An 11,751-nucleotide genomic window follows, 5' to 3' on the forward strand; every position below is an offset into this window, starting at 1 on the left:
CGCACTAGCCGCTGTAATCCAGACATTGTTTCTCGAAGGCGGCTTGCAGTCCGGGGGAAAGCTGCTCTTCGGGCAGCGTGTAGATCCAGTCGACAAGTGGCGGTACACCGGGCGCGTATTTCGCCGCCACGGCCCCTTCTCCGCTGGTCAGCCCGCGCTTGGCCTGACTGGCATTCTGGCCAAGCTGGCGGGCGGTCACGCTGCGCTCAACGACATCAGCCAGCGCGGCGCAGCGGTCGGCCTTTTCGGCCTCGGTCTCTGTCTGGGCGAGGGCGGCGCCGCCCGTCAGGGCAAGCCCGCAGCACAGGGTCACAAATCGCAACATGAATCCCCCTTTTCCGGTGATCTTACGCCAACCTGTCAGGCCCCGGCACGAATGGCAACGGACCGGGGCCGGTTCTCAGGTTTCCAGATACGCGCTCAAAGCCCGAGCGCGCGATAACTGGAGGCGACCTTGTCGATCGATACGAGGTAAGCCGCGGTGCGCAGGTCGGTCACGTCATCGCGCCCGTGCCAGACCTCACGCATGGACTGGTAGGCCGTGCGCATCGTATCATCCAGACCCGAGCGCACCAGTTCCAGCTCGCCCGCCCCGCGCAGATATTGCTGCTTGAAATTGGGCGAGATGACCCAGGCATCGCCCAGATGCTTGTCCAGCCGCTCCAGTTCGTCCACGATCAGCTGGTGGCGCGCCTCTTCCTGACGGCGGCCCATGCGGCCAAAGCGGATATGGCTCAGGTTCTTGACCCACTCGAAATAGGACACCGTGACACCGCCTGCGTTGGCATACATGTCGGGGATGATCACCGTGCCCTTGCGGCGCAGGATGTCATCGGCTCCCGCCGTCACCGGGCCGTTCGCCGCCTCGATGATCAGCGCCGCCTTGATGCGGTCGGCGTTGTTCATGTTGATCACGCCCTCCAGCGCCGCCGGGATCAGGATGTCGCACTCCTCCTCCAGCACCGCGCCGCCCTCGGCGCTGTGGGTCGCGTCGGGATAACCGGACACGCCGCCATGCTTCATGATCCAGGCGCGCACGGCCTCAACGTCAAGGCCGTTCTCGCTGAACAGGGCACCGTCATGCTCGATGATGCCGGTGATGATCGCGCCATCCTCTTCGCTCAGGAACTTGGCGGCGTGATAGCCCACATTGCCAAGGCCCTGCACGATCACGCGCTTGCCATCCAGCGTGCCGGTCATTTTCGCGGCCTGCTTGTCATCGGGGTGGCGGAAAAATTCGCGCAGCGCATATTGCACGCCGCGCCCCGTCGCCTCGACGCGCCCGGCGATGCCCCCGGCATTGAGCGGCTTGCCCGTCACGCAGGCGCGCGCATTTATGTCGGTGGTGTTCATCCGCCGGTACTGGTCGGCGATCCAAGCCATCTCGCGCTCGCCGGTGCCCATGTCGGGCGCGGGCACGTTCTGGCTGGGGTGGATCAGGTCGCGCTTGGCCAGTTCATAGGCGAAGCGGCGGGTGATCCGTTCCAACTCGTGTTCGTCCCATTCGCGCGGATCAACGCAAAGGCCACCCTTCGAGCCGCCGAACGGCGCCTCGACGAGCGCGCATTTATAGGTCATCAGCGCCGCCAGCGCCTCGACCTCGTCCTGGTTGACGGCCATGGAGTAGCGGATACCGCCCTTCACAGGCTCCATATGTTCGGAATGGACGCTGCGATAACCCACGAATGTATGGATCTTGTCCCGCAGCCGCACACCAAAGCGCACCGTGTAGGTCGCGTTGCACACGCGGATCTTCTCCTCCAGCCCCGGTGGCAGATCCATGAGGGCGACGGCCCGGTTGAACATGAGATCCACACTTTCGCGGAACGTCGGTTCTGTGATTTCTTTCATCGCGCGTCTCCCTTGTCACACCAGCACAATTGCGGCACTCCCCCAACTACGCCCTCAGGCTTTAAGCATCGTGAATGCCTGCGACAATTTTGTCCACCCGTGGCATGCGGAGGGACTCGCGGTCAGGGCGTCGGTGCTTTCGCCGGGCGATTGCCGCCACGCCGGAAACAACTGCGCAGAACACAGAGAAACCGTTTCGAAACACCACCTTATTGCCGCCTGAACCACCTTGTGGCGTCCTAATTTAGCCATAAAAGTCGTGAAGAACTTACCCTTTGACCATTCCGGGACCGGGACCGTCCTCACACAGACGATACGTCGAATTTGCGAGGTGATGTATGATTGGCTTTAAGAAGACGCGGGGCGTCCGTCATTGTTTGACGTCGGGCAAGCCGCGAATTTCCAAGATAGAATTGATGTGCGCGCTTTGGCGCTTCCGCAAGGACGAGGACGGGGCCGTCGTCGCCCTTGCGATCATTATTTTCGTCATCATGCTGGTGTCCGCCGGGCTCGGGATCGACACGATGCGCCACGAGATGTCGCGCACCCATATCCAGTCGACGCTCGACAGCGCCGTGCTCGCGGGGGCCGGTGCCCCCGTCGGTGCCAGCGACGCAGAGATCAAGGCAATCGTCGAAAATTACTTCGAAGCCGCCGGTCTGCAACAATATCTGCATCCCATCGACCCCGATAAGGATATCGACGCCGGGCTCAACAGCAAGCGCGTCACGGCCTCGGCGTCGATGAAGATGGATACGCTCCTGATGAGGCTGTCCGGCATCGACACCCTGGACGCCGCCGCATCCTCAACCGCCGCGATCGCATCCCCCAAGATGGAAATCGTTCTGGCGCTCGACGTGTCCGGCTCGATGGCCGGCACCCGCATGACCAAGATGAAGGAAGCGGCCAAGGAATTCGTCGACGACGTGCTCAGCAAGTCGGATGACGGGACCACCACCATCTCGATCGTGCCCTACAGCTGGAACGTGACCCCCTCGGACGAGATGTTTGAGGCGCTGTCGGTCGATGAACGGCATCAGTATTCGACCTGCCTCGACTTCACCGACGACGAATTCACCTACGCGGCGATCGACCCGAACATCTCCTATGCGCAGACGATCTACACGTCGCTATACGGCGACTTCGGCGAGGTCGGCTCCGGCAATGTCGAATACGGCTCCACGAGCGCCTATAACCGCACCTGCTTTACCGACGACTATTTCCGCATCCTGCCTTATGCCACGACCTACAGCGCGCTTGAGACCAAGCTCGATTCGCTCAAGGCTGCTGGCAGTACTTCGGCCGATATGGGAATGAAATGGGCATCCGCCATGCTCGATCCGGCCTTCCGCCCGGTCGTGACCAGCCTTCAGGCCAACAACGTCGTCAATCCCGACATCACGGACCTGCCCGCGCTTTACACGACCGGCCAGGTGCTCAAGATCATCATCCTGATGGGTGACGGCGCGAATGACTGGTCCTATCACCTGTCGGATCCAAACAACTTGATCGACCCGAACGTGCCCGTAAGCCATTCGATACCCGATTATCGCGGCCCGGACTCCAATGTCTACGAGGTCACCTATGAAGCGGAAGAGTTCGAGCAGGCAAAGCTGGTGAACTCGAGCGGCAGCGTCATCGACTACTCCAACAACCAATCCAATTGTGGCAATGACGTTTACGAGGGCTTCTGGATCTGGAGAACGTATGTCGGCACATGGGAATGTGATTACACGACCGAGGAGCGCGAGGGCCACTACATCTACACGCCCAACAAATATCGCGACTACTACGATCCGGCCCGGAACCAGTATTTCCACAGCCGCAACGACGCGTTCCCCAACCTGATCGACGAAACCCGCCTGAGCTGGGAGCAGGCCTGGGGCCTGATGTCGCCGGATTATTACAGCTATGTCAGCGGCGACGGCATTCCCGACGCTCAATTCTCCAGCTCCGGCTCGGCCAGCATCAGCCGCGCCGACAAGAACGACCGCATGGACGATATCTGCGGTGCGGCCGACAATGCGGGGATCGTCGTTTTCACCATCGCCTATGACATGGGTGACCAGGTCAGCGCCGCGGACAAGCTGGCGGCCTGCGCGTCAAGCGACGGCAATCATTACGACGCGACCACGGTGAACATCAAACAGGCATTCGGCGCCATCGCCGCAAACGTCCAGAAATTGAGATTAACCCAGTGACCCGGTATCTCGCAAACAGGCTCTCGCGCTTCGGGCGCGATGACAGGGGCAACGCCACGGTGGAGTTCGTCATCATCTTCCCGGTCTTCATGATGCTCCTGCTGTTCTCGATCGAACTCAGCGTCATCACGCTGCGCCATGCCATGCTGGAACGCGGCCTCGACCTCACCGTGCGCCAGATCCGGCTGGGCTATGCCACGCCGCCTAACCACCCGACGATCAAGGGCATGGTCTGCGACTTCTCAAAGCTGGGCGGCAACTGCAACGATAACCTGCGCCTGGAAATGAAGCCCGTGGACATCCGCGCCTATACCGGGCTCGATCAAACCGCCGACTGCACCGACGCCGCCGAGCCCACCAAGCCGGTGCGCCAGTTCGCGCCGGGCCAGCGCAACCAGCTCATGCTGCTGCGCGCCTGCCTGAAATACGATCCGATGATGCCCCGGGCCGCACTTGGCAGCGTCCTGAAAAAGGACAGCAGCGGGCAGGCTGCGGTCGTCTCCATGTCCGCCTTCGTGCAGGAGCCCTGAATCCGATGCTGATCGCCAGGATGAAATCCTTTCTCGCCCGCTTTCGCGACTGTGCCAGCGGCACCGTGACCGTCGAGACGGTCGTCATCGTCCCGATCCTGTTCTGGACGTTGTCGGCGACCTTCGAATTCTTCGAGATGTATCGCTATAAAAGCGTGCGCGAAAAGGCGAGCTATACCATCGTCGACATGATCTCGCGCGAACAGACCAGCGTCTCCGCCAGCTATATCGACAACACCAAGACGCTGTTCGACGATTTCACCAATGACTTCGGCGAAAACCAGATGCGCGTCTCGATCATCACCTACAATTCCGAAGATGACGAATATGCGATCGTCTGGTCCGAAGTGCGCGGCGACGGCCCGCTTGACGAACTGACCGACGCCAGCGTCAAGACCCGCCACGACATCCTGCCCATCATGGGCAATGGCGAACACCTGATCCAGATCGAATCCTATTCGGAATACGAAGCCCATCTCAGCGTCGGATTCAGCGATTCCATCCCGATGCAGACCCGCGTCTTCACCAGCCCGCGCTTTGCCGAACAGGTCAAGTGCCCCGATTGCTGACCGCCGGTCGCCGCCCCTGCGGCCGCATCAGCGCGCGTTCTGCTGCATCAGCTCGGCCAGGATCTCAGCCATGGCGCGCGATTGCGCGCCCGGTGTCACCCCCCCGACCCCGATACGGCGCGCCATGCGCCACCACAGGCCCGGCTCCCAGCGGCGCACGCCGCTGGTGCCTTCCTTCAGGCGCAGGGTAAAACCGTTCGACGGCTTGAAGGCGAACACCCCGCGTTCCAGCGCCTCGATATCGCCGACGCGTGCCAGAACCTCGCCGGTGCTGCTCCGCAGCGCCTCACGCGTCAGTTCCAGATGCGCCACAGTGGCCTGACGCATCCGGTTGCTCAGCCACAGCGCCGCCATCCCCAGGACCAACAGGAACGCCGTCCACCCGAAATGGCCCGGCGGCTCGAACAGGGCGACATAGACCGCGATCGCGCCCAGGGTCAGAACCGTCCCGACCCCCAGCACCCGCCGTCCGGGTGATGCCTTGAGCACCATCAATACCTCGTCCGCCATCGCCACCTCCCGTTTCGCAGAAGAGGGCTTAACGCGAATGCGCCCCGGATGCGAGAGCCATTCGCGCGGCGCAACCGGCCTGCGACCTCGCGCACAGGCCCGGTTCGCACCCACACAAGCGCACCCATTGCACCCCGCGCCCGATGCCATACGTCTCGGACGGCAGAAGGAGACACGCCATGTCCATCAGACCCGTCCTCGAAACCCGCGCCGCCCAGCCCACGATGGAAGGGGCCGGTGTCCACCTGCACCGCGCCTTCGGCTTTCACAAACCATCCGAGCTGGACCCGTTCCTGCTGTTCGACGATTTTCGCAACGAAGACCCGGCGCATTATGCCCAAGGATTCCCCTGGCACCCGCATCGCGGCATCGAGACCATCACCTATGTCCTTTCGGGCAGCGTCGAACATGGCGACAGCCTCGGCAATCGCGGCGCGCTCGGGGCGGGCGACGTGCAATGGATGACCGCCGGGTCCGGCATCATGCACCAGGAAATGCCGAAAGGGAACGCACAGGGTCAGATGCATGGCTTCCAGCTCTGGGCCAATCTGCCCTCATCGCTCAAGATGACCGCGCCGCGCTACCAGGACGTGAAGGCCCCCGACATCCCCGAGGTGATCGACGACGACGGCACGGTCGTGCGCGTGGTGGTCGGCAGTTTCTGGGGGCGGCGCGGCCCGGTCGACGGCATTGCCGCCGATCCGCAATACCTCGATATCTCGGTGCCGCCGGGCGTGAAAAAGACCCTTCCCGTCGATACCTACCGGCGTGCCTTCGCCTATGTGTTCGAGGGCGCTGGCGCCTTTGCCGATGCCAGCCAGCCACAGGGCGTGCTTCTGGAAAAAGAGGTCATGGGCCAGGAGGTCAATATCCGCGACATGTCCGGCGACCGCACCCTGATCCGCTTTGGCACCGGCGACGAGGTGACGGTGCAGGCCGGCGAGAACGGCATCCGCTTCCTGCTGGTCTCGGGCGCGCCCATAGCCGAGCCCGTCGCCTGGCACGGCCCGATCGTCATGAATACCGGCGAAGAGCTGCAACAGGCGATGCGCGAACTGCGCAACGGCACCTTCATCAAGCCCGCGCATTGAACAGGTCAGCGGATGCGCCCCGCGCTGCGTGGCGGCCTTCAGGGCGATGCTCGTCGTTACGCCACCGGCATGGCGACGTCCCGCCGCGTTGTTTCGATTTCCACCACCGCCTTACCGTTCTTCTGGTGTCGCCGCGCCAGTTGCTGGCCCTTGCGTGCGCTCGAAAACTGGCGAATGGGGCGGGGCGGCTCGGACATGTATCTGAGCTCCGGGAACAGCTCCAGGATTTCGGCGCGCGATTGCGGACATAACGAGCGCATCGCCATCGGGCCGGTATAAAGGCTCTCGGTCAGGGCGCCGTTTGCAAAGATGATCTCGTGCCGGTCGAACAGCAGGTGGAAATACTCCACCTCCCCTGCTTCCTCGACAATCTCGACCCCGTCCAGCGCCAGCAGGTGCTTGGCTGCAACCAGAACCTCGCCAGCCGCGAACATCCGCTTAACGAAGGTCGAACGCACCAGCATCCTGTGCTGCTGCGGCACCATCAGATCCTTGGTCGGCAGGCTCTCGCCCAGGGATCCGGCGCGGATGCGGATCGGGCGCATATGCGGCGCGGCGCGTATCTCGGCACGGCTCAGGCAGCGCCTGCCGATCCACCGGATCGGCTGACAGCCGTGATCGAGCGTTACCACCGGATCCCCGGGGCCAAGGTCCTCGACCGCGACCGGCCCGCGATCGGTATCGATAAGGGAGCCGCGCGCAAAGCAGATGAGGCTGGAATACGCGACGGTCGGGTCGGAATCCGGCGTACTCCCAAGAAGCGACGGCGCGTCATAGCTGACATAGTATGTGACAGTCGGATCGATTGGCCGCTCCGAGGCAAAGCCCACCACCGTATTGCCAATGAGCAGGTCCGTCGCCGTGACAGCATATATTCGAAACGATTCTCCTGTCGCCGGATCGGTCAGCGTATAGGCATATTCAGGTTCGATCCCGCCATCGAGATTGAACAGGCTGGTCGAGGAGGTCGAGGTTTGTGCTCCGATCAGACCGACATCGCCATCCTCGAACGTGGCGTCATCGTCGTCGACGGTGATGACCTCGCCGTTCAGATTGCCGAATGTGACAGTCGCGCCGTCAGCATCATTATCCCCGGTCGAACTGTTCGGAAAGAAGCTCGACTCCGGCGTGGACAGGACATTCGTCTCGGAATATTGCGTGACACTGTTGGTATTGTAGAGAAGCAGATCATAGCTTGGCATCGAAACACACTCCAACTCAGGCAACACATGCCACTTGTCCACTGGGCATGGCCCGCGCCACAAGCATGCCCAACCGTCTTGCGCGCTCCCGCCGAGCAGCGCCATGATACTAAGCCATGCCTAACAAACGGTTAGGCGGCCACTCGTTTTAGCCCGGCAATCGGGCAAGAGTTTGTTGGCTTTGTGCACTTCCCGGTACAAGTCAGGGTTGCGCTTTCGTCATGCGCCGCCCGCTCCGGCAATCCTCGCCGCCGCGGTCCACGGCACCGACGCGATACCGACCTGATGCCGACGCGACGCCGAAGCGATTTGTCTTTTGAAGACAGTCTGCTAACCGTGATTCGGCAGCTCTGGCGCCGATACGGCCTTGCGCACCATGTCCCAGTGCAGCTGCTCGATCTGGGGCAGACTCAGCCGCCCGCCTTCCCGGAACCAGGTATTGACCCCGTTCAGCATGGCGATCACGGCCATTGCCGCGATCTTGGGCTCGGCCACCTCGAACGCCCCAAGCTCCACGCCACGGCGCAGGATCGCCTCAAGCTGATCTTCATAGAGCCGTCTAAGCCCCTCGATTTCCTTGAAGTTTTCGGGTGAAAGGTTCCGCAGCTCCATGTAGGAAATAAACACCTCGTCGGGGCGATCATGGTGGAAACGGATGTGGAAACGGGTAAAATTCTCCAGCGCCGCCAGCGGCTCCACCGGGCCGGGCGCCGTCTCGCGGGCGGCCAGCAGGTCATCCATATGGCCTTTCATCAGGTCGAACAGCAGGCTTTGCTTGTCAGGCGTGTAATTATAAAGCGCTCCCGCCTGAACCCCGACTTCACCCGCTATTTGTCTCATGGAAACAGCGGCATAGCCATGGGACGCAAACAATCGCAACGCCGCCTTCCGCACCCGCGGGCCGGTGATGTCCGAATGCGATCCCTGTGTCCTGGCCATGGCATCAGGGTTATCTGAACGCCTGTTCAAATCAAAGCCCCCGCTTGCCCTCGGCGGTGAAACAGTGGCATGAGGGAAACAACCGCCCCGTCCCGAGATCGCCCATGCGCCTCTTTGCCCTTGCCCCGTTGACCCTGATCGCCCTGTCCGCCACCGGCTGCACCCGGTTTCCCGAGCTCGACGAGACGATCGACGACGAGATGCGCGCCGCGCCCTACATGGATCTCGTGCCCAGCGAATCCCTTCAGGCCCGCGCCGCCGAGCCCACTGTCACCGAGCAGGATGAAACCGATGTCGAAGACCGCGCCGAAACCCTGCGCGATCGCGCTGCCCAACTGAGCGGATCGGTCATCGACAACGAGACGCGCGACCGCATGGCCCGCGGCATCCAGTCACCGGACCCCCAAGCCTCCGACGCTCAGTAATCCCCGCCGTCCCCACGAAAAACCCGCGTTGCAAGGCGCCTGCGAACCCGTTACATCGCGTTTTCATAGCCCTATTCCCGTGACGATTGGAGACCGACATGACCGAACCCCTGCGCCTTGGCATCGCCGGACTGGGCACCGTCGGCACCGGTGTCGTCAAGATCGTCCGCCAGAAAGCCAGCCTTCTGGCAGCCCGCGCAGGTCGCCCAGTGGTGATCAGCGCCGTCTCGGCGCGCACCCGCGACAAGGATCGCGGCGTGTCCCTTGACGCCTACGCCTGGGAGGACGACCCCGTTGCACTGGCCCGTCGCGATGACGTGGACGTATTCGTCGAATTGATGGGCGGCAGCGACGGCCCGGCCAAGGCCGCGACCGAAGCCGCCATCGCCGCGGGCAAGGATGTCGTCACCGCCAACAAGGCAATGCTGGCGTTGCATGGCCAAGCCCTTGCAATCGCTGCGGAATCCGCAGGTCACGTGCTGCGCTTCGAGGCCGCCGTCGCGGGCGGCATCCCGGTCGTCAAGGCTCTGACCGAAGGGCTTGCGGGCAACGACATCACCCGCGTGATGGGCGTGATGAATGGCACCTGCAACTATATCCTGACCCGGATGCAGGCCACCGGCCAGGGCTATAACACCCTGTTCGAGGAAGCCGACAAGCTGGGCTATCTCGAAGCCGATCCCAATCTCGATGTCGGCGGGATCGACGCCGGGCACAAGCTGGCGCTCTTGTCCTCCATCGCTTTTGGCACGCAGGTCGATTTCGCCGCCATCGAACTCGAGGGGATCGAGCGCGTCACGCTGGCCGATATCCGCCATGCAGACGACATGGGCTATCGCATCAAGCTTCTCGGCGTCGCCCAGATGACCGGGCGGGGGCTCGAGCAGCGCATGTCGCCCTGCCTCGTGCCCGCCGACAGCCCGCTGGGGCAGCTTGAAGGGGGCACCAATATGGTCGTCCTGGAAGGCGACATGGTCGAGCAGATCGTGATGCGCGGCCCCGGCGCGGGCGAAGGCCCCACCGCCAGCGCGGTGATGAGCGACGTGATGGATATCGCGCGCGGCTGCCGGGTATCAACCTTCGGCCAGCCCGCCGCCGGCCTGCAACCGCCCAAACCGGCCCGCGTCGCAACGCCCGCGCCCTATTACCTGCGCATCCTGCTCGAGGACAAGCCCGGCGCGCTGGCCAAGGTTGCGGCCGTGCTGGGCGAGGCGGGCATCTCGATCAACCGCATGCGCCAGTATCGCCATGACGACACCACCGCCCCGGTGCTGATCGTGACCCACAAGACCACCCGCAGCGCGCTGGACAGCGCGCTCGATGCGATGTCGCGCCTCGACGTCATTTCGGACGAACCCGTCGCCCTGCGCATCGAAACCTTATGAGACACCCTGCCCCGCCCCGCAACACTTGTGCCATAGCCGCCCTGCCGCTAATGCTTTCGGGGTTTTGAAGAAACAAGGAACCGCCATGACCGCCGCCGATTTCAACGACCGCATGCTTTCACTGGGCCTTGCCCGCGTGTCCGAGGCCGCCGCCCTGGCCTGCGCCGACCTGATCGGTCGCGGCGACGAGAAAGCCGCCGACCAGGCGGCAGTGAACGCCATGCGCGAGCAACTCGACATGCTCGACATCAAGGGCGTCGTGGTGATCGGCGAGGGTGAGCGCGACGAGGCACCGATGCTCTATATCGGCGAAGAGGTCGGCACCGGAAACGGCCCCGGAGTCGATATCGCGCTCGATCCCCTGGAAGGCACGACCCTGACCGCCAAGGCGATGCCCAATGCGCTGACCGTGATCGCCATGGCGCCGCGCGGCACGCTGCTGCATGCGCCGGATGTGTACATGGACAAGCTCGCCATCGGGCCGGGCTATGACAAGGACGTGGTCTCGCTCGACATGTCGCCGCGCGAACGCGTCGAGGCGCTGGCCGCAGCCAAGGGCTGCAAGCCCTCGGAAATCACCGTCTGCATTCTTGAACGGCCCCGCCACCAGGAAATGATCGACGGCGTGCGCTCGACCGGCGCCTCGATCTACATGATCACCGATGGCGACGTGGCTGGCGTCATGCATTGCGCCGAAGCCGAGATGACCGGCATCGACATGTATATGGGCGCAGGCGGCGCGCCCGAGGGTGTTCTGGCCGCCAGTGCGCTCAAATGCATGGGCGGGCAGATGTGGGGCCGCCTGCTGTTTCGCAACGACGACGAAAAGGGCCGCGCCGCAAAGGCCGGAATCACCGATCTCGACCGCGTCTATGCCCGCGACGAGATGGTGACATCCGATGTCATCCTCGCCGCAACCGGTGTGACCAACGGTTCGGTCGTCTCGGGGATCAAACGCCGTCCCGGCTATGTCGAGACCGAAACCGTGCTGATGCGGTCCAAGACCGGTTCGCTGCGCCGGATGATCTACCGCAACCCGATCCGCTGA

At 63.1% G+C, this 11,751-nt stretch carries 12 protein-coding genes; 7 read left to right on the top strand and 5 right to left on the bottom strand.

All coding sequences use genetic code 11. The features are described 5' to 3' along the window. Nucleotides 1-4: 4 nt before the first annotated feature. Nucleotides 5-325 (bottom strand): hypothetical protein, encoded by a 321-nt coding sequence (locus N5A93_RS05825; RefSeq protein ID WP_268954137.1) that lies wholly within the window; start codon nt 323-325, stop codon nt 5-7. A gap of 95 nt (nt 326-420) precedes the next feature. Then, nucleotides 421-1,851, bottom strand: a complete 1,431-nt coding sequence (locus N5A93_RS05830; RefSeq protein ID WP_268954138.1) for a Glu/Leu/Phe/Val family dehydrogenase — start codon at nt 1,849-1,851, stop codon at nt 421-423. A gap of 416 nt (nt 1,852-2,267) precedes the next feature. Here N5A93_RS05830 and N5A93_RS05835 point away from each other — a divergent pair, with 416 nt between their 5' ends. Genes N5A93_RS05835 through N5A93_RS05845 form a run of 3 tightly spaced genes read left to right on the top strand, consistent with a single transcriptional unit; the run spans nt 2,268 to nt 5,151 of the window. After that, nucleotides 2,268-4,052, top strand: coding sequence for a TadE/TadG family type IV pilus assembly protein (locus tag N5A93_RS05835; RefSeq protein WP_268954139.1), 1,785 nt, complete (start codon nt 2,268-2,270; stop codon nt 4,050-4,052). Continuing rightward, nucleotides 4,049-4,582 (top strand): TadE/TadG family type IV pilus assembly protein, encoded by a 534-nt coding sequence (locus tag N5A93_RS05840; RefSeq protein ID WP_268954140.1) that lies wholly within the window; start codon nt 4,049-4,051, stop codon nt 4,580-4,582. The genes N5A93_RS05835 and N5A93_RS05840 overlap by 4 nt, the downstream gene beginning before the upstream one ends. Nucleotides 4,583-4,587: 5 nt before the next feature. Continuing rightward, a complete protein-coding gene (locus tag N5A93_RS05845) occupies nt 4,588-5,151 on the top strand; it encodes a TadE/TadG family type IV pilus assembly protein (protein WP_268954141.1) in 564 nt (187 codons plus the stop codon). A gap of 27 nt (nt 5,152-5,178) precedes the next feature. Here N5A93_RS05845 and N5A93_RS05850 read toward each other — a convergent pair whose 3' ends face one another. Next, on the bottom strand, nt 5,179-5,661 hold the full coding sequence (locus tag N5A93_RS05850; protein WP_268954142.1) for a hypothetical protein: 483 nt from the start codon (nt 5,659-5,661) through the stop codon (nt 5,179-5,181). 179 nt (nt 5,662-5,840) lie between these two features. Here N5A93_RS05850 and N5A93_RS05855 point away from each other — a divergent pair, with 179 nt between their 5' ends. Continuing rightward, nucleotides 5,841-6,752: a pirin family protein gene (locus tag N5A93_RS05855; protein ID WP_268954143.1), complete on the top strand. Its 912-nt coding sequence runs from the start codon at nt 5,841-5,843 to the stop codon at nt 6,750-6,752. Between the two features lie 56 nt (nt 6,753-6,808). On the opposite strand, the gene N5A93_RS05860 is transcribed toward N5A93_RS05855, so the two are convergent. Beyond that, nucleotides 6,809-7,954 carry a Hint domain-containing protein gene (locus N5A93_RS05860; protein ID WP_268954144.1) on the bottom strand — a complete coding sequence of 382 codons (1,146 nt, stop codon included), beginning with the start codon at nt 7,952-7,954 and terminating at the stop codon, nt 6,809-6,811. Between the two features lie 330 nt (nt 7,955-8,284). Beyond that, nucleotides 8,285-8,893, bottom strand: coding sequence for a TetR/AcrR family transcriptional regulator (locus tag N5A93_RS05865; RefSeq protein ID WP_268954145.1), 609 nt, complete (start codon nt 8,891-8,893; stop codon nt 8,285-8,287). A gap of 104 nt (nt 8,894-8,997) precedes the next feature. On the opposite strand from N5A93_RS05865, the gene N5A93_RS05870 reads away from it, so the two are divergent. The 3 genes from N5A93_RS05870 (at nt 8,998) to glpX (ending at nt 11,751) form a co-directional block, all read left to right on the top strand. Next, entirely contained in the window at nt 8,998-9,318 is a 321-nt protein-coding gene (locus N5A93_RS05870; RefSeq protein ID WP_268954146.1) for a hypothetical protein, read from the top strand. 98 nt (nt 9,319-9,416) lie between these two features. Beyond that, nucleotides 9,417-10,703: a homoserine dehydrogenase gene (locus tag N5A93_RS05875; protein WP_268954147.1), complete on the top strand. Its 1,287-nt coding sequence runs from the start codon at nt 9,417-9,419 to the stop codon at nt 10,701-10,703. Nucleotides 10,704-10,788: 85 nt separating this feature from the next. Next, nucleotides 10,789-11,751 (top strand): class II fructose-bisphosphatase, encoded by a 963-nt coding sequence (glpX, locus tag N5A93_RS05880; RefSeq protein WP_268954148.1) that lies wholly within the window; start codon nt 10,789-10,791, stop codon nt 11,749-11,751.

This window comes from Roseovarius salincola, assembly GCF_026891095.1.
GTDB lineage: Bacteria > Pseudomonadota > Alphaproteobacteria > Rhodobacterales > Rhodobacteraceae > Roseovarius > Roseovarius salincola.

Bases quoted from the DNA above. Each gene is read 5' to 3' on its own strand.
- N5A93_RS05825 (WP_268954137.1), bottom strand. From the start codon at position 325: ATGTTGCGATTTGTGACCCTGTGCTGCGGGCTTGCCCTGACGGGCGGC.
- N5A93_RS05830 (WP_268954138.1), bottom strand. From the start codon at position 1,851: ATGAAAGAAATCACAGAACCGACGTTCCGCGAAAGTGTGGATCTCATG.
- N5A93_RS05835 (WP_268954139.1), top strand. From the start codon at position 2,268: ATGTGCGCGCTTTGGCGCTTCCGCAAGGACGAGGACGGGGCCGTCGTC.
- N5A93_RS05845 (WP_268954141.1), top strand. From the start codon at position 4,588: ATGCTGATCGCCAGGATGAAATCCTTTCTCGCCCGCTTTCGCGACTGT.
- N5A93_RS05850 (WP_268954142.1), bottom strand. From the start codon at position 5,661: ATGGCGGACGAGGTATTGATGGTGCTCAAGGCATCACCCGGACGGCGG.
- N5A93_RS05855 (WP_268954143.1), top strand. From the start codon at position 5,841: ATGTCCATCAGACCCGTCCTCGAAACCCGCGCCGCCCAGCCCACGATG.
- N5A93_RS05860 (WP_268954144.1), bottom strand. From the start codon at position 7,954: ATGCCAAGCTATGATCTGCTTCTCTACAATACCAACAGTGTCACGCAA.
- N5A93_RS05865 (WP_268954145.1), bottom strand. From the start codon at position 8,893: ATGGCCAGGACACAGGGATCGCATTCGGACATCACCGGCCCGCGGGTG.
- N5A93_RS05870 (WP_268954146.1), top strand. From the start codon at position 8,998: ATGCGCCTCTTTGCCCTTGCCCCGTTGACCCTGATCGCCCTGTCCGCC.
- N5A93_RS05875 (WP_268954147.1), top strand. From the start codon at position 9,417: ATGACCGAACCCCTGCGCCTTGGCATCGCCGGACTGGGCACCGTCGGC.
- glpX (WP_268954148.1), top strand. From the start codon at position 10,789: ATGACCGCCGCCGATTTCAACGACCGCATGCTTTCACTGGGCCTTGCC.